This window comes from Nonomuraea sp. NPDC002799 (assembly GCF_053592075.1).
This window is the reverse complement of sequence record NZ_JBSFVA010000024.1, coordinates 70,726-90,633: the sequence shown is the minus strand read 5'-3', so window position 1 is coordinate 90,633 and position 19,908 is coordinate 70,726. Positions and strand designations below refer to the sequence as shown.

Annotated in this window: 10 protein-coding genes; 1 reads left to right on the top strand and 9 read right to left on the bottom strand. The window is 71.5% G+C overall.

Annotated elements, in window-relative coordinates; all coding sequences use genetic code 11:
- Positions 1–329 precede the first annotated feature (329 nt).
- From ACWD0F_RS34460 to ACWD0F_RS34420, 9 genes are all read right to left on the bottom strand, one after another.
- On the bottom strand, positions 330–2,060 hold the full coding sequence (locus ACWD0F_RS34460) for a serine/threonine protein kinase (protein ID WP_449883229.1): 1,731 nt from the start codon (positions 2,058–2,060) through the stop codon (positions 330–332).
- Positions 2,057–3,829, bottom strand: coding sequence for a vWA domain-containing protein (locus tag ACWD0F_RS34455; RefSeq protein WP_449883226.1), 1,773 nt, complete (start codon positions 3,827–3,829; stop codon positions 2,057–2,059). The genes ACWD0F_RS34460 and ACWD0F_RS34455 overlap by 4 nt, the downstream gene beginning before the upstream one ends.
- The gene (locus ACWD0F_RS34450; RefSeq protein ID WP_449883225.1) at positions 3,826–5,112 is read right to left on the bottom strand and encodes a hypothetical protein; all 1,287 of its coding nucleotides are present in this window, start codon (positions 5,110–5,112) and stop codon (positions 3,826–3,828) included. The genes ACWD0F_RS34455 and ACWD0F_RS34450 overlap by 4 nt, the downstream gene beginning before the upstream one ends.
- Positions 5,109–6,347, bottom strand: a complete 1,239-nt coding sequence (locus tag ACWD0F_RS34445) for a hypothetical protein (RefSeq protein ID WP_449883224.1) — start codon at positions 6,345–6,347, stop codon at positions 5,109–5,111. Before ACWD0F_RS34445 ends, ACWD0F_RS34450 begins: the two co-directional genes overlap by 4 nt.
- Positions 6,341–7,414 carry a hypothetical protein gene (locus ACWD0F_RS34440; protein WP_449883222.1) on the bottom strand — a complete coding sequence of 358 codons (1,074 nt, stop codon included), beginning with the start codon at positions 7,412–7,414 and terminating at the stop codon, positions 6,341–6,343. The genes ACWD0F_RS34445 and ACWD0F_RS34440 overlap by 7 nt, the downstream gene beginning before the upstream one ends.
- On the bottom strand, positions 7,411–8,364 hold the full coding sequence (locus tag ACWD0F_RS34435) for a hypothetical protein (protein WP_449883220.1): 954 nt from the start codon (positions 8,362–8,364) through the stop codon (positions 7,411–7,413). Before ACWD0F_RS34435 ends, ACWD0F_RS34440 begins: the two co-directional genes overlap by 4 nt.
- Positions 8,365–8,748: 384 nt before the next feature.
- A complete protein-coding gene (locus tag ACWD0F_RS34430) occupies positions 8,749–9,933 on the bottom strand; it encodes a DUF2786 domain-containing protein (RefSeq protein ID WP_449883219.1) in 1,185 nt (394 codons plus the stop codon).
- Positions 9,934–10,068: 135 nt separating this feature from the next.
- Positions 10,069–15,555: an amino acid adenylation domain-containing protein gene (locus ACWD0F_RS34425; protein ID WP_449883217.1), complete on the bottom strand. Its 5,487-nt coding sequence runs from the start codon at positions 15,553–15,555 to the stop codon at positions 10,069–10,071.
- A complete protein-coding gene (locus ACWD0F_RS34420) occupies positions 15,552–17,312 on the bottom strand; it encodes a non-ribosomal peptide synthetase (RefSeq protein WP_449883214.1) in 1,761 nt (586 codons plus the stop codon). Before ACWD0F_RS34420 ends, ACWD0F_RS34425 begins: the two co-directional genes overlap by 4 nt.
- A 139-nt stretch (positions 17,313–17,451) precedes the next feature.
- Between ACWD0F_RS34420 and ACWD0F_RS34415 the strand changes: the two genes are divergently transcribed.
- A complete protein-coding gene (locus ACWD0F_RS34415; protein ID WP_449883212.1) occupies positions 17,452–19,764 on the top strand; it encodes an ATP-binding protein in 2,313 nt (770 codons plus the stop codon).
- Positions 19,765–19,908: the final 144 nt, after the last annotated feature.

Here is a 19,908-nt window from a genome sequence, read left to right as displayed (position 1 = left end):
TGTGGAAATGCGAAGAGATTCTTCGCGGGTGTGTTAGGTACCTGTCGCAGGGGAGCCACACATGCAATTCCGGACGGCCGCGACGGCTCGGGCGCCCCTGCGCCTGCCGAAGATTCCATCCATACAGGTCAAGCGGCATGTGAGTAGTCGTGGAGGACTCCGCCGAGCTGGTCTCGTCGGCGTATGGTCGGGTCGATGATTCGCCCCGGGTCTGTGATCGGGTTCGGGGCGGGTTGTGACACGGTTTTCGGCACCCACACTCACAGGCCCGACACGATCAACACGCCACGCCGGAGATGTCTCAATCATCCCGACCTACGGAAACGGCATCAGCGGCGGACCGAGTACCAGCGGCTGTCCCAGCTCTCCTGCCAGCACGCCGGTTCGCCACCCGTCAGTGCCGCCACGCTCAGCCGCCAGTCCGAGCCCTGCGCGATCGAGACGCGCGAGGCGGGGGCGGTGGCCAGGTGCGAGGTTCCCGACGGGGTGCTCACCCACACCCCCTCGGGTCCCGCCCAGGCCGCGCAGAGACCACCACGCACCGACAGGAGAGCCACGTCCTGCGCTCGCGAGGCATCGGGGCCGCTCGCGGGTTCCCACACGCCATCGGAATGCTGCGCCCACCAGCGCACGGATCCGTCCTCGCCCACGACGACCGCCTGGAGCTCGTCCCAAGGTCCCGGACAGATGGCTGCCGAGGCGACGGGGAGCTCGCACACGGTGACGGAGGAGGGCAGCGCCTTCAGCGGCCAGCGCCAGTGTGCCAGCCGTCCCGCCTCGCGCACCAGGACGGCGGCGTCGCCGTTGTCGTCCCAGGCGGCGGCCAGAACCCGCGCCCGCCCGGCCACTGCGAAGGCCAGACGTGCGTCCGAGCCGGAGCGCGTCATCACAAGCTCCCCCGGCGAGGCCGCAAAGGCCAGCACGTCGCCCTGGGGCGAGGCCAGCACCGCCACTCCGGAGGCCGATTCAGCCACCTGACGCCAGCCGTCCTCCGTGCCCAGGTGGAGCGCGCCCCCGACGGTCAGCGCGGCCACCGCCACCCGGCCGTCGCCGCCGCGCGCGGTGGCCACCTCACGCACCCCGCGCGGCCCGCCCGAGCGGGAGGGCAGCCGGGCGTTGAGCCGGTCGTAGTCGGCTTCGTGCTGGTAGTGCACCCCGGCGGGCCCGCAGGAGACGATCACCGGCCGCCCCCTGACGTCGGTGAACAGGCTAACCCCCGTCCGTTCCCCCTCCTGTACGGCCAGCAGCGCCGTCAACCGCCGAGCCCACGGCGTCAGCGGCCGTGGACGGAGCTCGGGGTCACGGTCGAGCGCCCGGACCAGCTCATCGGCCAGCACCACCGGATACCCTGCCGCCACCAGCGCCTCGTGCGCGAGGCTCGCTGCGTGCTGCGCTGAGTCCAGCCTGCGTGCGCCCGGCAGCAGCAGCCGGTGGACCAGCGCCCCCACCGCGTAGCAGTCGACCGCCTCCGACTTGGCCTCGCTCTGTCCGGGGTGGAAGCCGGGAGTGGCGACGCGAGCCAGCCCGGTGGTGTGCTCGACGGCGCCGAGCGCGGTCAGGTCGATCACCGTCACCCGGCCGCCGGGGTCCACCATGACGTTGCCGCCGGAGATGTCGCGGTGCACGTATCCCTGGTCGTGTACGCCGTCCAGGATGCGGCACACCTGGGCCAGCGCCTCCAGCCGCTGCGCGACGGGCTGCCGCTCGGCCCAGTGCAGGATGGGTTCCGCCTCCCCCAGCCAGGGCGTGACCTGGTAGGCGGCGGTGCCCGCCCCGGTGGTTCCGGCCGGGTGGGGCGCGGGGCCGAGGAAGCAGTCGGTGGGGGCGAGCAGACCGTCGACGCGCAGCTGGGCGGCCCGATGCCGGGCGTCCTCCCAGCGCCGCCTGTCGTCCTCGGTGCCGGGGTTCTTGATCTTGAGGGCGATCGGGTAGCGGCGGCCGTTGTGGTCGAGGCGAGTGGCACGCCACACCTCGCCCTCGCCGCCGGTGGTCAGGTAGCTCAGCAGTTCGTAGCGCCCGTCGGGGCCGCACTGCCAGCCGGGTGACCAGCTACCGTTCACACCTCCCCCAGGTAGCTGAAGCCCACCGACTTGGCGTCGGTGACCGTGGAAACCGGCGCGGGAGCGGGAGCGGGGGCCGCCGCCAGCCGCCTGGCGAGCTCCTCGATCAACTCGGCCAGCCGTCCCAGCCAGGCAATGCGCCGCTCAACGTCACGCACGGTCTGCTCATTCAGCGCCTCCAGGTGGGAGTCCAGGTGCGTCATGACCTCCGCCGGCTCGGCGCCCTCCCTGCCGGTGCGTTTGGGGCGGAAGACCGCGACCACGTCCCGCATGAAGTCGGGGTCCTGCACCGCGCGCACCCTGCGGTTGATGACGGAGGTGGTGCGTGAGGACAGGACCTCGGCCTGCAGGAGAACGTCGCCGCAGGCAGCGTGCAGCCGGTCGGCGAGCTGGTCCAGTGTGTGCTCCCACCGGCCGGAAGCCGGTTTGATCCTGCTCAGCGCAGCGGCCACCTCCGGCGGCAGAACCCGCGCATGCGGTACGGCGGCGCGCAACGGCACCCGGCGCGACATGCCCGAGCCCAGGCCGGAGAAGTAGTGCCGCAGCACCTCCACCCCGCCGATGGCCGCCGTGTCGCCGCCGCCGACGTGTACGAGCTCCTGCAGCAGCCCGTGGTTGGGCTCCAGGACGCTGGACTGGGTCCCGCCCGCGCGGACGTAGTCGTGATATAGCTGCGGGGTGCTGATGCCGACCGCGTGCAGCCGGATCTTCATGTCGCGGTGCAGGTGCTCCATGAGGCTGACCGGCTCCTCGGCCGCCAGCACCACCTCGCCCAGGCCCTGGTCGCCCTTGGGCGCCCAGTGGGCTCCGTCGCTGACCAGCACGATCAGGCGGTCGTTGCCCGGCTTGCCGTACAGGTAGAGCAGGTTGGCCGCCTGGTGAAGGGCGTTGCCGATGTCGGTGCCGCCGTCCATGGCGCGCAGGCTGGTGATCGCCATGCGGAACTCCTCGGCCGCGGCAGCCGAGGAGCTATCGAGTTCGGCCATGCCGGGGACGCGGGGGAAGATCTGCGTAGTGCGCTCGGTGAAGGCCACCATCGCCAGCCGGGAGATGCGCCCGCTGATCTGCAGCCGCATGTCCAGCAGGTGGTACAGCGCCATCCGCAGCGACTCGTCACGCCGCTGGCGGCGGGTGCGCGGCGAGTAGTCGCCCGGCTCGCCGTACGGGGGGATGTCGGGCACGCTCATCGAGCCGCTGCAGTCGGCGAGCACGACGATGTCCACCCCGTTGCGCGCGCCGGGCGCGAACAGTTCGACCTCGGTCTCGGCGGTCAGCTCGGCGAGGACGGCCCGCTGACCCGCCACGTCGAGATGCTGCACCCGGTACGGGAGACCGTTCACGTCCAGCCACGCCTCGCCCTGCTCGCCTGGCGGCACCCACAGCAGCCGGCCGGCCAGCCCGGACTCGGCCAGCTCGCGCACAGCGTGGTCCAGCTGCGTCTCGGTAGCCATCTCCAGCCGCAGCCGCCTGATCGGCGTCACCGGTGGGAACTCCAGCCACCAGCCTGCCGGTTGCCTGCCGCTGTCCAGGCCGACGGCCGGGGCGAGCTCCTCGCTGACCGCCAGGCCCCCGGTGGGCACCTCGGCCAGCGGCAGTAGCCGCACGGGCGACAAGGCAAGCCCCATCCCGGTGTCGACGCTCAGCAGCGCGGGCCGCTCACCGCCCGGCAGGTCGCCCGGCGCCACCCCGATCCGCTGGCCGGCCAGCGGGCCGCCAGCGAGCACCACATGCAGCAGGTGGCTGACGGAACCGAACTGCGGCGCGGTCATCGCCGTCCTCCCCGCGTGTTGCCCTCGAGCCTGATCACGACGCCGAGCCGCTGCTGGTAGTCCTTGATCCGCGCCCCGCCCTTGCCGATGAAGGCCCCCTGCAGGTCCTCGGGCAGGTGGACCCAGAGCGTGGCCGACCGGCCGCCGGAGCGCTCCGGTTTGTACTCGGCCAGCCGCAGCCCGGCGGCGAGTTGGTCGCCGAAACCTGGGTCGCCCTCGCGGACCAAGCGGCGCAGCCGATCGGTGAGCTGCTCGCCGGTGGCGGCGTGTCCGCCCAGCCGTTCCAGCTCGCGGTCCCAGTCGGTGGCCGCCTTGGTCAGGGCCCTGGTGAGGGCTTCGCCGTACCGCTTGCCGGACGAGCGGGGGCGCAGGGCGGCCAGCTTGGCGCGGATCGAGCGGTAGTCCACGGCCAGCTCGCGATGGCCGCTGTTGCGCAGGTTGAAGCCGAACGCGGCCAGCGACGGCATCCGCAGGCGGCGACCGGCCGCCGCCGAGCAGATCTGCAGGAGCAGCTCCTCGGGCGGGAGCCCGCGCACCGCGGAGTGCCTGCCGCACAGGCCCAGGCCGAGTTTCTCCGCGCCGAACACCTGCCAGCGGCGAGCGTGCTTGGTGCAGGCCGCCAGCTTGCACGGCTCGCCGGAGCGGTCGAGCCAGTCACAGAACACCGTGCCCACCGCCGTGCAGGAGGGCTGCCGGCAAACCGGAAAGGCGAGTTGGTAGCAGCCCGCGCAGTAGTCGACGTCGTTGTCGTGCGGGTGTGAGCGGCGGTGTTGGGTGCACCAGGCCACCTTGGCCCTGCAGGACTCGCCGCCGCACCAGAAGGCGGCGGGCCTGCGGCAGTCGCGGCAGGCGGGGTGGTGGCTGGGACAGCTCGGGGTCAGCGCGCCGTCGAGGATGACGGCGTGCTCGACGCAGCAGCGCTCGGGCGCTCCCGCGTCGGCGCACCAGCGGCAGCGGAAGGAGGCGTACCCGGTCCTGCCCTGCTTGGCGCAGGTCGCGCACCGGTAGACCAGTTCTGCCTGCTCGCGTATGGCGGCCAGGCCGAACCTGGTCTCGGCCGTGACCGGGCCTTGGCCGGGGGCGAGCCGGAGGATCTCCAGTGAGATCGTGCCGTGCTCGGCCTGCCAGCTGTGTGTTCTGCCGGGCACCAGGTCGCGGCCCAGCAGGGTGGGCTCCAGCCAGGACCAGAGCTCCACCAAGCCGTCGGGGCCCTTGGGCATGGGCTCGGCCCACTGGCGCAGATCAAGCACGGCCTCGACTTGGCAGTCGGGACGGGTGGTCATTTTCCGCCCTTCTTACGGCGGGCGCCGCCATCGGCCTTACGGCGGGCGCCGCCATCGGCCTTACGGCGGGCGCCGCCATCGGCCAGGGCCGTGCGCCACTTGTCCAGCACGAGCTCCGTCCTGCCCGGGTGGGTGGTGCGCAGCCAGTGCAGCAGGCCGCCGCCGGGGCGTGGGTCATGTAGCTCGTACTCGGCCTGCCTGGCCAACGCCTGCTCGCCCTGGCGCGTCATGCCCGCCATGAGGTCCTGGGTGCGCAGCGGCGGCAGGCCCACCTCGGGCAGCTCCAGCGGCGCGAGCACCGGGATCAGCTCTTCGGCGGTGGCCTCCAGCAGGCTCAGCACCGGCAGCAGGTCCTCCAGCAGCCGCCGCGCCACGCGGGTGGCCTGGACCGGGCGGCGGCCGGCCTCCTCGGTGAAGCGGGCGCGCAGCCCGTGGGTGATCGCCCGCGCCCTGTTGCCCTCGATCAGGGTCTGGGGCACGTTGCCCTCACGGCGTCCGGTCTTGACCAGGCGGCGGGCGTGCAGGGCGAGCGCGGCCAGCAGCACCGCGTGGGCGCGCAGGTCGGCCAGTGAGATCTGTCCGTCGAGGCAGCGCACCAGCACCTCGGCCGGTTCCGTGGCGCGGGGGGCGACGTCCATCCTGGTCAGGTCGGCGATGCCGTCGCGGCGGCGCAGGTCGGCCTTGACGTGGTGGAGGTGCCTGGGGTCGGCCGAAGCCAGGTAGCGGGTGGCAAGGTGTTCGCGGGAGTCGGCCAGCCAGCGCGAGCCGATCCTGTCCTGGGTCGGTCCGATGGTGGCGCGGCCGGCCAGCGCGATGAGCACCGGGCTGTGGCGGCGCAGCAGGTTCGTCAGCACCTCCTGCTCGGTGGTGTCCACCGTGCGCAGCGCGTGCACGTCGCCCGCAGCCACGGCGGGGGTCGTGCCGAGCTGGATGCCCGGCGCATGCACGGTCGCGCCGTACTCGCGTGCCGTGCTGGCCAGCGCGGCGAGCACCGCACCGAGGTAGGAGAAGACCTCCACGCGTGCGCTGTGGGTGCCCAGCCAGACGCCATCCAGGCCGGCCCTGATCAGTCCGGCCTGCCGGGCATCCGGCTCCAGTACGGCGGGAGTGAGGTTGGCGGGCGGCGCGGGCAGGCGTGCCTCGGCCACCACTCTGCGGTGGTCTGCCCCGGTCAGTATCACCGCCTTCGCGACTGACTGCCGGGAGGCGCCCACCCGGACGAGGCTCACTAACATGAGGAATCCACCTGTCCGGGGAAGTACTTCAGCCCCGACTGACGCAACACGACCAGACGGCCGAGCACCAACTGGTCCTTGGGCCCGACGTTCACCCGCTCGCCGGGGTCCATCTTGCGCTTGCCTGTGCCGCCGACTGTGCCGCGCAGCACCTCGGTACCGCCGGACGAGCCGAGATCCACCGCCACCAGGCGGGCGTCCTCGTGGCTGCCGGTCAGCTCCAGTTGCAGGTGCTCCCTGCTCACCCGCCTTCGGGCCTCTGGGTGCGGCAGCGTCTCGTCGCCCAGGTCCACGCTGTACGGTTCCACGCCGTGTCCGACGGTCACCTCCTGGCCCACGTGCACGGGGAAGCGCAGGATCTCCTCCCTCGAGCGCGCCTCGAACAGCACGATCTCCCGCAGCGCAGGGCGCGGGCCGACCTCTTCCAGGGCGGTGCCGCACAGGCCGCAGACGACGGTGCCGTCCGTGCGGAAGGCGGGGTAATCCCAGATGTGATCGGAGAGCATGGCCTGCTCGCAGGAGCTCGCCACGCAGCGCCACTGCGAGCGCAGCGCCCGCTCGTGGACGCGGTTGCGCAGGTCGATCCTGTGTTTGCGGTCGAGATCCTTGGCCGACTCGGCGCGCGACATGCTCTGCAGGGACATCAGCCGGACCCCGGCGGGCACCAGCCGTACCTCGGCCCGGGTGGTACGCCAGCCCAGGAACCGCTCGGTCACCTCGTGGATCCACAGGTTGCTGCGGCGCTCGTCGCGGTAGAGGTCCGCGCTCAGAACGTGGAGCTGCTGCTCGCGGGCCAGGTCCAGGAGGACGGGGTCGGCGTAACGAGCCATGATCACTTCGCCGTCGGCCTCCATCCGGCGCAGCCGGGCGCGGTCCTCGGCCAGGGTGAGCCGGTGGCGCAGGGAGTTGTCGGCGACCAGCGTCAGCGGAGCCTGGCCGTACTGGCGTCGCCACGCCTCGCGGACCAGGTCGAACCTGGACAGGAACGCCCCCTCCGCGCTCAGCGGGGGAAGATGCTTGGACCGGCAGACACATGACATGTCCACCACCGCGCCGTTGCTGATCATCTCGCCAGCTCCCTCTGCACGACAAGGTCTTGTTCGAGCTCGGCCCGCTGGGACGCGTCCGTCAAGGCCAGGCTCTGGCGCAGCCGTACGGCGTCGGCGATGGCGGCCACGGCGGAGGCCCTATCACCGGTCGCGTAGTAGGACACAGACAGCATGTGCAGCATGTTGGCGCGCCACGGCGGCTTCTGATACTCGGGCGGAAGACCACTCTCGACGTTCAGAGCCTCGGTGGCGATGAGGACGACGTCACGCTGGCGACCGGCGCGGACCAGCAGCGCTGCCTGGTGGCTCAGCGCGACCCGGAGCAACTCCAACAACTCCTCGTGACCGGGTAAGGCGCGCACCAGGTCACGCATGATGGCGGTCCGCGGCTCGGCGGCGGTCAAGGCGGCTTCCGGGCCGCGGTGCAGGTCGAGCTGATCGGTGAGGTGCTGCAGCACCTGGATCTGGATTATCCGGTACTTGGCCAGATCCTCTGTGTCGCTCGCCGCCTTGATCAGGCGGCCGAACAGCTCGGCCGAGCGCTGGAAGGGGCTGATGCTGTCGGCTCCACGGCCGTCGTTGCACTTGCACATAGCGAGGTTGAGCAGCACACGGGCGAGGTAGTCGACGCTTTCCTCCTCGACCGGGCCACCGCGGGTGATTTCGGCCTGCAGAATGGAGACGGCCTCTTCGAGCAGCTTCTCCTGCAGGAAGTAGATCTCGGCCTCCGCGGCCTTGACGGCCAGCACGTTGAGCCCCCAAGCCAGCAGCCTCGCCGGGAGGTAGTGGCGGGTCTGGTTGGCCAGGACCAGGCCCTCCATCAGCCACAGTATGAAGTCGTCTCTGTCCCCGGCCGCCCAGGCGCGGTCGGCTTCGGCGGCGTAGCCCTCGATCAGCGGGACGAATACGGTGGGATCGTGGGCCAGCCGCATGCGTAACTGCTGCAGATGTACTGGAACGGCGCCCATGTCCCCCCGTCGATGGTCGTCTTCGCGAACCCAGCACAATACTGGCGAATTAGCGCGGCGGACGAGGGGCTTTCCCGGATTTTTTGGGGTTTGCGGCGTCAGGGGGCGGCGTCGAGGAGGGCGCGCAGGTCGTCGTCCTCCGCACCCCGAGCTTCCTGTGATGTTCCAGGGCTCACCACCCGAGCCCGCTCGCCGCCACCGAGCGCCAGAGGGGCGCGTGCCAAGCCGTCATGGCTGCGGGCCTGCTCCGGCCGGTTACGCGAGGTGTCGGCTAGGGCGAGCGCAGCGGCCTGCAACGTGCCCGTCCAGGCTGCGTAGCTGCACCGCGAAATACCAGCGCCGTGCTCGTCATCCACCGAATCCCCAGCATCAGGGATACAGGCGCTATCGGTCTCGCGCCCCGAGGCTGGCCTGGTCGGCGGCGGTACGGCCGGCCGCCCAGCCCTCCCGGTCCCAGGACGTGCGGACCGAGTGCGAGACCAGGTTCGGGAACATGCGCTCGACCGCCTGCTCCAGCTCCTGTTCGCGGGCCGCCAGCACCGGCACCAGGTCGGTGCCCCGGCTGGCACTCTCCTGCGCGACCGCACCCGCCGTGGCCTCGGCGAGCCGCTCCCCGATCCTGGAGGCGAACGCCGACAGGAACGACTGGCGGAACGTCTTGTTCCTCGACCGGCCGGTGCCGTGCTTCTTGGTGCCCGAGTTCACCAGCGCGGTCTGCGCCTGCACCAGCAGCGAGGTGAACAGCACCTCCACCCAGGACAGGTCCGCCCAGAACCCCAGCACGGTGGCGAACCCCAGCTCCTTCGACCAGATCACCCGGCACCTGTTGGCCTCGGCGACGAGGTTGAGCAGCACGGCCTTGGGCTGCTCGTACGGCGCGTCGATGCCGACCCGGATGCCCGCCGGGGCCGCATCTCCGCCTGGCTGCGCGTCCAGCATCGCCGCGTCGATGCTGTATTTCGCCATCAAGCTCTGCGCCGCCGACGTGAACGTCTCCGCCTCCGCCTCGTACGTCGTCGACTCCGCCTTGGCAAGCAGCGCCCGCACCCGCGTGAACGTCTTCTCGCTGACCGCGTGCGAGCGTGCCTGGACCGTACGGCGAGCGGCCCCGGGCCGCGGGCTCAACGACTCCAGCCGCGGCAGCCCGGTCAGCAACCCCAGCAGCTCCAGCCCACCGGAGACGGTCGCCAGCCGGCCGGCCCCGTCGCGTGCCTGCCGCGCCGCCAGGTAGCCGCCCTGCCACCACACCACGGCCTCCAGGCCGGCGAGCTGGTCGCGCCAGCGCTCATCCACCGTGGCCGGCGCGTAGGCCCGCATCTCCCAGGCGATGAGGTCGGCCGCCGCTCGCGCGTGCCAGTCGGTCAGCCGCCTGGCCGTGATCCTGACCACGTCGGCGGGCTGCCAGCCGTTGCGCCACAACCCCGAGATCGCCAGGGTCACGACCTCCACCAGCACGCGATCGGCGTCGTCCCGGTCGGCCAGGAAGGCGGCGGCGGAGTCGAAGGCTGCCTCATCCTCGCGGGCAAGGGCCTCCATCGCCGCGCCGATCAGCTCATCAGCCTTACTCACACGTGCCGTCCACCTTTAAAGAAAGTCCGCCAGAACCTTACCGCGCACCTGCGGTTGTCGCTGCCGGCGATCACCTGACGGTGCGGGTTGCCCGGATCGTGTCAGGGCCACCACCGCCTTCTCCCAGGGTGCGGCTCAGGTCCTGCCGGTGTGCGAGGACGCCTTCAGGAGTGCGTCGGCGCGTTCTTGCAGTTCGTCCCGGTTCCAGGTGGCGGTCGCGCCGGGCAGCGCGTCAGGGAGGACGTCCTCCATGTGGTGGAGTGTGCGCCAGCGCAGACCGGCGAGGCCCAGGGCGATCTGGAGACCGCCGAGGAGGACGATCATGACCGCCATGCCACGGCCGGGACCCGAGCCGAACAGGCCGCCGGCCACGTCGCTCAGCAGGCCGCCAGGGGCCATGGCGGGTTCGAACACGGCGTCGGCCAGCAGGCCCGAGGCGAGGTAGCCGAGCGGCTCGGTCAGGTTGGCGGTCATGCGGTTGATGGCCAGGATCCTGCCCTGCAGTTCCATGCCGACCTTGAGCTGGATCATGGTCTGCCAGTGGCCGTTGATCAGCGCGATGGAGCACATGATCAGCGCGAGGCCGACGACGGGGAAGACCGGCGCGGGCCGTGCTCCGGCGGCGATCATGCCGAGGCCGGTGAGCAGCACGAAGCCGACCATGCCGGTGGCCCGCCGGTCGAATCCGCCCCACAGGGCCATGGCCACGCCGCCCGCGATCCCGCCCAGGGCGCCGACCACGGTGGCGAGGCTCAGCGTGCCCGTACCCGCGAACGAGAGCACCATCGGGGGAAGCAGCGCCAGCGCGAAGCCCAGCAGCAGGTTGTAGCCGAGGAAGAACAGCACCATGGCGACCAGGCTGGGACGCCGGGTGATGTACCGCAGGCCGCCGCCGATCTCCTTCGCCATCGACTCCTCGCGCCTGCGGAAGAGCAGGTCCGGGAAACGCACCGCGAGCAGGGTGGCGATCGCGACGAGCGCCGTCGCCAGGTCGGTCAGCATCGCGCCGGCCAGGCCGATCAGCGCGATCAGCGCGCCCCCCAGCAGGGGGCCGGCCGCCTGGCTCAGCGCCATCACGACCTGGAGGATCCCGTTGGTACGCGCCAGGTACTGCTTCGGTATGAGCTGCGCGGCGGCGGCCAGGTACGCCGGCTGCTGGAAGGCGGTGGCGATGGAACCGAGGGCGGCGGCGAGGCAGACGTGCCACACCTGCAGCGATCCCGTCGCGAACATCGCCAGGCAGAATCCGGTGCCGACGACGTTGATCACTTCAGCGCTGATCAGCAGCAGCCGCCGATTCCAGCGGTCGGCCGCCGCGCCGGCGAACGGCAGGGCGAGCAGGCCGGGGAGCAGGGCGGTGACGAGGATGACGGAGAACTGGGTGGCGCTGCCGGTGCGCTGGTAGACCCAGATGCCCAGAGCGAACGCCAGGGCCCTGCTGCCGACCAGGGACACGAGCTGGCCGAACGTGACGAGCGCGAACCCGCGCAGGTTCGCGACGAGAGCCTTCCGGGACGGCCGCTCAGGCTCTGAGCTCGAGGTCGCGGGGGGAACGGCGCCTGGTAGGGGAGTCGCGGCCGTGACGTCCTGCTGGAGTGGAGCGGTGGTGAGTGGAGCGGTGGTGAGTGGAGCGGTGGTGGGTGGAGCGGCAGCCGGTGGGACGGTGGCCGGGGTGCCGAGCCGGCGGTTCAGCCATCGGGCGATGATGCCGGCGAGCGCGCCGGCCTGGTGTTTGAGGAAGAAGTGCCCGGCGTCGGGGAGTACGGCGAGTTCGGTGTCCGCGCACAGCAGGTCCCATTCGCGATACCGCTCCTCATGGAACTCGGTGATCCGGTCGCGTTCCCCGACCACGCTCAGCGCCCGCAGCGAACGCCTCCCGGGCTCCTGGCACAGCCGCGAGTACAGCTCCTCGGACTCCCGCGCGTCGTGCCGCACCGCGCGCAGCGTCGCCGCCTGCTCGGACGGGTCCAGCGCCCCGGTGAGCCCGCCGATCCCGCGCAGCATGTCACGGTAGAGCCGGTCGGAGCGCCAGCGGTCGCTGGGAAAGAGCTTCGCCCACAGGTCGAACAGCCGCCCGGGCAACCGGGGCGCGGGGAAGGCGCCGCCGAGGATCACGCCCACGACCGCACCGCCGCCGGCCTCCAGCCGCCGGGCGATGTCGTACGCCAGGGCCGCGCCGACGCAGTGGCCGTACACGACGATCGGGCCGTCGATGGTCGCGCGGATCTCTCGTACGGTCCCCGTCGCGGTCGTCTCGAACGCCTCCAGCGGCTGGTCCGGCCGGGTGGGGTCGTGGCCGGGCAGTTCGACCGCGTACAGGGGGATTTCCGGCGGCAGTGCCCGGGCCAGTTCGGCGTACGCGGCGGGGGCCCCGCCGCCGAAAGGCACCGCGACCACAGTCGCCGTGACCGTGGCCCGGGGCTCGGCGCCGGGTAGCCGCCACAGGTAGCCGCCGGTGTCGCCGTGCCCGAGGAAGTCGGCGAGCCGTCGTACGGTGGAGTGCTGGAAGATGGAGATGACGCGCACGTCCTCGCCGAGGCGCCGGGCCAGCCGCATGGCGGTGAACGAGTCGCCGCCCGATTCGAAGAAGTCGTCGTCGATGCCGACCTGGTCGAGCCCCAGCACCTCGCCCCAGATCTGGGCGATCCGTGCGTCCCGGGCATGGCGCGGGGGCGTCGGCGGTGAGTGCCGCACGGCCTGCGGGCCTGGCTCCGGCAACGCGGCCCAGTCGATCTTGCCGTTGGGCGTCAGCGGCAGCCGGTCGAGTGCGACGCAGGCGGCGGGCACCATGTAGGGCGGCATCGCCGAGCGGGCGAACTCCAGCAGCTCCGGCACACCGGAATCGCCCACGTAGTAGGCGACAAGGGATGGGTCGCCGTCCTGCCGTACGGCGACCGCGACGTCGGCGATGCCCGGGTGGCGGCGTAACACCGCTTCCACATAGGAGGGTTCGACCCGGTACCCCCGGATCTTCGTCTGGCGATCCAGCCGGCCGAGGAACTCGACCGAGCCGTCCGGACGCAGGCGGGCCCGGTCGCCGGAACGGTAGGCCCGCGCGCCGGCGTCGCCGGAGAAGGGGTCACTGATGAAGCGCGTTCCGTCAGGGGTGAGATAGCCCCGGGCCACGCTCGCCCCGGTGATCAGCAACTCTCCTGCCGCGCCTCGGGGCACCGGCCGCAGGTGCCGGTCGACGACATGCGTACGGACATGATCGAGCGCGAAGCCGAGCGGGACGGCCACGCCCGGACCACGCTCGTCCGGAACCTCGTGGGCCAGCACGGAGACGGTCGTCTCGGTCGGCCCGTAGTGGTTCCAGATCGACACCCCGGGGCGTGCCGAACGGACGGCGGCGACCAGGTCCCACGGGCAGGACTCCCCGGCCAGGACGAGGAACCGCGCCGGCACCACGTCCGCCAGCAGGCCGGCCTCCGCGACGGCCTGCAGGTGGCTGGGCACCAGCTTCATGAAGTCGATCCGGTGCCGGCGGAAGTACGCGGCGAACTCCGCAGGATCGGCCGCCCACTCGTACGGCAGCACGTGCAGCGTGCCGCCGGTCGCCAGCGCGCCGAAGAGGTTGGTCAGCCCGAGGTCGGCGGCGAAGGTCGTCGCGATCGCGAAACCGAGGCCCTCGGGAACCCGCATCCGGCGCAGCACCGAGGCGAGGTAGGCGGAGAAATGCCGGTGTTCGACCACCACGCCCTTGGGCGTCCCCGTCGACCCCGAGGTGAACAGGACGTACATCACCTGGTCGGCGTCCACCTGATGATCAGGATTGATCGCGCTGTATCCGGCCAACTCCGTGGCGATGTCCTCCAGTGCCACTCCCTCGGACGGCAACCCCTCATAGGCAGGCAGCTCCCGATGGGTGAGCAGCAGCCCCGCGTCCGAAGCCGCCAGCACCGCCGCGAGATGGCCGGACGGCATCGCGGGATCCAGCGGCACGTAGCTCAGCCCCGCCTTCAACGCGCCGAGGATCGCGACCACGTAGTCGACGGACCGCTCGAACAGCAGCGCGACGCGGCCGGTGGGACAGCCCCGGTCGCGCAGGTACCCGGCCAGCCGGTTCGCCCGCTCGTCGAGGTCCCGGTAGCTGATGACGTCGTCGCGGCACCGTACGGCGATCCGATCGGGATGCGCGCCCGCCTGGGCCTGGAAACGGGCCAGCACCGGCACGTCGTCGCGAGCGGCCGGAGCCGGAGCGGGCGCCGGGTCGCCCGGCGGGACCGGCGGCAGGGTGGCCGCCGGCGCGTCGAGATCGGTGAGCAGCGCGTCGAGGACCTCGGCGAAATGCTCGCCGAGCCTGCTGACCAGGTCGCCGCCGAGCAGGTCCGTGGCGTAGTTGAGCGTCACCCGCAACGAGTCGCGGGCATCGACGACCGTGCAGGTCAGGTCGAACTTGGCGCGGGCCCTGACGACGTCGAGGGGCTCGGCGTCCAGTCCGGGCACGGGCTCGTCCAGCTCCGTGGCCGGATAGTAGTTGATCATCACCTGGGCGAGCCGGCCGGCGCTGAGATCGCGCTCCGGGCCGAACGCGCTCACCAGGTGCTCGAACGGCAACTCCTGGTGGTCGAGGTCGTCGACCGTCCGCCGCCACACCTGCCGCGCCAGCTCGCGGCGGCTTCCCGGGTGGCCCATCCCCAGCCGGAGCACGAGGGTGTTGACGAAGCAGCCGATCAGCTGCTCGGTCTCGACCCGATCGCGCCCTGACACCGGCGTCGCCACCACCACGTCATCGGTGCCGCAGTGCCGGTGCAGCACGTGCCCGAAGGCGGTCAGCAGCAGCGCGAACGGGGTCACCGAGGCGTCCCTGGCGCTCTCGTGCAACCGGCGGCGCAGGCCGGCGTCGAGATGGAGGTGCAGCTCGGCCCCGTGGTCGGAGCGTTCCGGTGGTCGCGGGTGCTCCAGCGGCAGGTCCAGCATGGGCGGCATGCCGGACAACCGCTCGTGCCAGTACGCGCGCGCCTTCCCGGTGTCCAGGCCGGCCCGCTGCCAGGCGGCGTAGTCGGCGTACTGGACGGGAAGCGGCGGGAGTTCGGCGCCGGCGTAGACGCGGAAGATCTCCCGCACGAGGAGCCGGCACGACCACGCGTCCGAGGCGATGTGGTGGACGACGAACAGCAGCGCGTGGTCCTGCTCGCCCAGCCGCGCCAGCGTCACCCGAAGGGGAGCCTCGCGGTCCAGGTCGAAGGGCTGTTCGGCGAGCCGCGCGAACACCTCGCCGTGCGGAGGCGTCCCGTCACCGGAGAGATCGACGACGTCGATGGCCGGAGCCTGGCCGGCGATGACGAGCATCGGCTCGTCCCCTGGGACGCACCTCGTCCGCAGGACCTCGTGCCGGGCGACCGTCGCGGCCAGGGCCGCGCGCAGGGTCTCGATGTTCAGCGGGCCTCGGAGACGTACCGCCTCGACGTTGTTGTACGCGGGGCTGTCCGGCCGGAGCCGCTGCAGGAAATAGTGCCTGCGCTGAGCGAACGACATCGGGAGCAGCCCGGACGAGCGGTCGCCCAGGGGGATCGGCGCCGGTGCGGCACCGGCCGCCTTCTCCCGCATCAGGCGGTCGAAGCGGGCGCGCTGCTCCGGCGACAGGCGCTTCAGCCGTTCGGCCAGTGACGGCTCCGTCATGACGTCCCTTCGGGGTGGAGATCGCCGCCGTCCACGGCGTCGAGCAGTTCCAGCAGGTCGGAGTCGGCGAGCCGGCGCTCCGTGATCGCCAGCCCGATCCCGGCGACGGTGGCCGCGGCGAACAGGTCGCGCTGCGACAGCCGTACGTCGAATTCCTGGCGGACCCGGGACACCAGCCGGGTGGCCGTGATCGAGTCGCCGCCCAGCGTGAAGAGGTCGTCGGCCGCGGACACCCGCTCGACGGCGAGCATCTCGGCGAACTGGGCGGCCAGCCAGCATTCGACCTCGCCGTACGGCGGCACGAACACGATCCCGGGCCCCGCCCGCTCGGTCAGAGCGGCCCGGTCGATCTTCCCGGTCCGGGTACGCGGCAGTTCGGCGACCTCGACGAAACGTGCCGGGATCATCGCCGGCGGCAGCGCGCTCATCAGGTCGCGCCGCAGGTCGGCGATGGTCAGGTCGCCGGCGGGCACGACGTATGCGGTCAGCCTGGCCGTTTCGCCGGAACGGGTCGCGGTGACGAACGCATCGCGGACCGACCGATGCCCGCGAACGGCCCGTACGACCTCCGCCGGGTGGACCCGCACGCCGTTTATCTTGACCTCGTCGTCCGCGCGGCCCACGACGACCAGGTCGCCGTTCTCGTCCGTGTGGCCCAGATCGCCCGTCCGGTAGGCCCGCACCCCGTCGCCGAGGTCGGCGAACCGGGCCGCGTTCTCCTCGGGCAACCCCAGGTAGCCGTGGCTGCACGAGCGGCTCACCAGCACGATCTCACCGGCGTTCACCGGGTGCGCCAGGCGATGCCGGACCAGGTCTGCGTCGAGCACGGCGCCGGGCTCGACGAAGCAGTAAGAGGTCCCGGGCACCGGACGGCCCGCCACGGCGTCGTCGCCGCCCGAAATGCCGTCCGGTATGCGGTGGTAGACGGTCGCCTGCCCGCTCTCGGTGGAGCCATAGGAGTTCACCCGGCACGTCGTGTTCGGGAACAACGAACGCCACCCGGCCAGCACGTCGGAGCCCGGCGGCTCGCCCACGAAGAACACCGCGCGTACGGCGGGACAGGTCAGCCGCCCGTGAGTGAGCCAGGCGCGGGCCGTCGACGGCACGACCGTGACGACGCTGATGTCGTGCCGGGCCAGCCAGGCGACCGCGGCCTCGGGATCCCCCGCCGCGCCGGCCTCGGGCAGCACCAGGGTCGCGCCCGCCGCCAGTGGCGGGAAGATGTCCCGCAGGCCGGCCTCGAAACTCAGCCCGGTCAGGAACGCGAACCGGTCGCCCGGCACGACGCCGAACTCCGGGCCGAACCATTCGGCGAACGAGCGCACCGCCGCGGCCGACCCGAGCACCGGCTTGGGCAGCCCGGTGGACCCTGAGGTGAAATAGACGAAGGCCGCGTCGGGCGGAACGTCGCCGCGCGGACCGTCGCCGAGCCGCACCATCTCCTTCTCGTCCAGGAGAAACGCGGGGCGGACCAGGTCGAGGAAGACGGCCCGCCGATCCTCGGGCGTGTCCGGATCGATCGGCACCACCGTGCCGCCCGCCGCGATGATCGCCAGGAGATCCAGCACGAACTCCGCCGACTTGGCCCGCTCGATCGCCACGAAACGGTCCCGCACGCCGTGCCGCTCCAGTTCGAGAGCCCGTTCATCGACCCGTTCCCCGAGTTCGCGGTAGGTGATGGATCCTCCGGCGTGTTCGATGGCGATCCCCTGATCCCGGGAGCGGATCAGCTGGATGAGATGACGTTTGTTGTCCATCACGATGTGCCTCACAGAGCGAACGGGTTCAGAACAGGGTGCTGACGTGCCGTCGGCCCGGGCAACAGAGGTTGGACTTGCTCGTACGCGTTCGGACAAGCACGATGAGGAGCGGCACACCCATCGCGCGGCAGGCGGAATGAACGAGGATCACGATGAGTTCGAAGACGTGCGCGGGGTGTTGCAGGCGCTGGAGCGGATCCGCCGCGAGCGGGGCACGTCTTACCGGCAGCTCGCCGAGCAGATAAACAAGCTCAATCCCGATCGCCGGATGGCGCCCTCGTCCCTGCACCACATGCTCATCAAGGGCAGACGTATCGAACAGCTCGACCTCCGCCTCATCGCGGGTGCCCTGGGCGAGGATCCCGGGTCGTGGGCCGCGCGCCTGCGGGTGGTCCGGTCGCGCCGGATGAACCAGCTCTCCCAGCGTTACGCGCCGGTGCCCGCGGTGGCGCAGTTGCCGTACGACATCCGCCAGTTCACCGGCCGCAGGGAGGAGGTCGCCCGGCTGCGTGGGTGGCTGGGCGGTCCGGACGGCGGCACCGGCATGCCGCTGGCCGTGATCGAGGGCATGGCCGGCGTGGGGAAGACGAAATTGGCCGTACACGTCGCCCATCTGGAGCGGGCGCGTTTCGACGACGCCCAGTTGTTCGTCGACCTCTGCGGGTTCGCGCCGGACCGCGAACCGGCCGCGCCCTCCGCCGTGCTGGAGAGTTTCCTGCGGCTGCTCGGCGTGCCGAACGCGCAGATACCCGCGGGTCTGGAGGAGCGGGCCGCCCTCTATCGCGCCCGCCTGGACCGGCGAAAGGTCATGGTGGTGCTCGACAACGCCGCGAACGAGGAGCAGGTACGCCCGCTGCTGCCGGGCAGCGCGGACAACGCGGTCATCGTGACCACCCGCCGCGCCCTGCCGGGGCTGGACGGCGCCGGATCCCTCGCCCTGGCCCCCCTCGACGCCGGCGAGGCCGTGGAGCTGCTCGATGAGATGGTCGGAGAGGGCAGGGTGCTCGCCGAGCCCAAATCGGCACACCGCATCGCCGAGTTGTGCGGAGGACTCCCGCTGGCGCTGATGCTCGCCGGCCGCAAGCTGAAGGGCCGCCCGACGTGGCGTTTCTCCGTTCTCATCGACCGGCTGGAGGGCGCGGGGCAGCGCCTGAGCGAGCTGTCGGTCAGCGACCGGTCGTTACGGGCCATGTTCGGGTTGTCCTACGCCCAGCTCGGCGAGGAGCACCGGCGGATGTTCCGGCTGCTGGCCTCGCACCCGGGACATGATTTCTGCGCGTACTCGGCCGCCGCGCTCGCCGACCTGCCCCGGCAGGAATCGGTGAAGATCCTGGAAGACCTGCTGGACGAGCACCTCCTGGAGGAGACCTCACCCGAGCGGTACCGGTTCCACGACCTCCTGCGCGCCTTCGCCGGGGAGCGCCTGGCCGAGGAGGTGGATCCGCACGCGCGAGACGCCGCCGTACGCCGCGTTCTCGACTGGTACGTCAGGACGGCCGACAGAGCCGACAGGCTGCTCGACCCGCACCGCCGGCACATCGTCCAGGCCAGTGACGAAGGCGTCGAGCCCCACCCGCTGGAGACCTACGAACAGGCGCTCTCCTGGTGCGACATCGAGCGGCCCAATCTCGCCGCGGCGATCCGCATGTCGGCCCAGTCGGGTCGTTATCGAGTGACCTGGCAGCTCCCCACCATCCTCTTCAGCTACGACCGGATACGGAACAGCTGGCGCGAGGTGCGGGAGGCGCAGCGGCTGGCGCTGACGGCGGCCGAGGAGATCTCCGATCTCGCGGCACAGGCGTGGATACTCAACGGCCTGGGCATCGCCCACACCGAACTGGGCGACAGAGCGTGGGCGCTTGACTGCTTTCTCCGGGCCCTCGCTCTGCGCCGCCAACTGGGCGACAGACCGGGCGAGGCCGATTCGCTCAACAATCTGGGCGAGTTCTACCGGCGTACCGGCGACTGTGCCCGAGCGCTCGAATGCTACCTCGGTGACCTCCACATCTGCCGCGAGCTCGATGACCGGCACGGTCAGGCCGTCAGCCTGAACAACATCGGCAAGGTCAAACTGCGCATGCGGTTCGCCGTCGAGGCGTTCGAATCTCACCGGCTGGCGTTGTCGCTCTGCCAGGAGGTGGGCGACGCGCACGCCGAAGCGGAGATACTCCACGATCTGGGCGAGACGTGCGAAGAACTGGAGCGGCTGGAGGACGCCGTCTCGTTCTATTCGCGTGCCGCCGGGAAATACCAGACGCTGGGCGACCTCTTCGGCTCCGTCCAGGCGCTCTGCAGCCTCGCGGTCGCGACCTCCAGGGCCGAGGGAGGGGGAGACGCGGTCCGCCGGGTGATCGCCACAGCGGAAAGCCTGGTCGGGCGCGTCGAGGAGCCCGCGGCGGAGCAACTCCGGCAACGGCTGGAACACATCAGGCTCTCGTACGAGCGATAGGCCGTCCGGCCGGTGACACCGACCACCGGTCAGGCCGCCGCTCCTCGGCCGCTACTACCCTCGCGGCTCACCCCCACGGCAAGGTCGCCTCGACCCTGAACCCGCCCTCCGGTAGCGGCTCCCCGTGCGCCGTGCCGCCGAGCG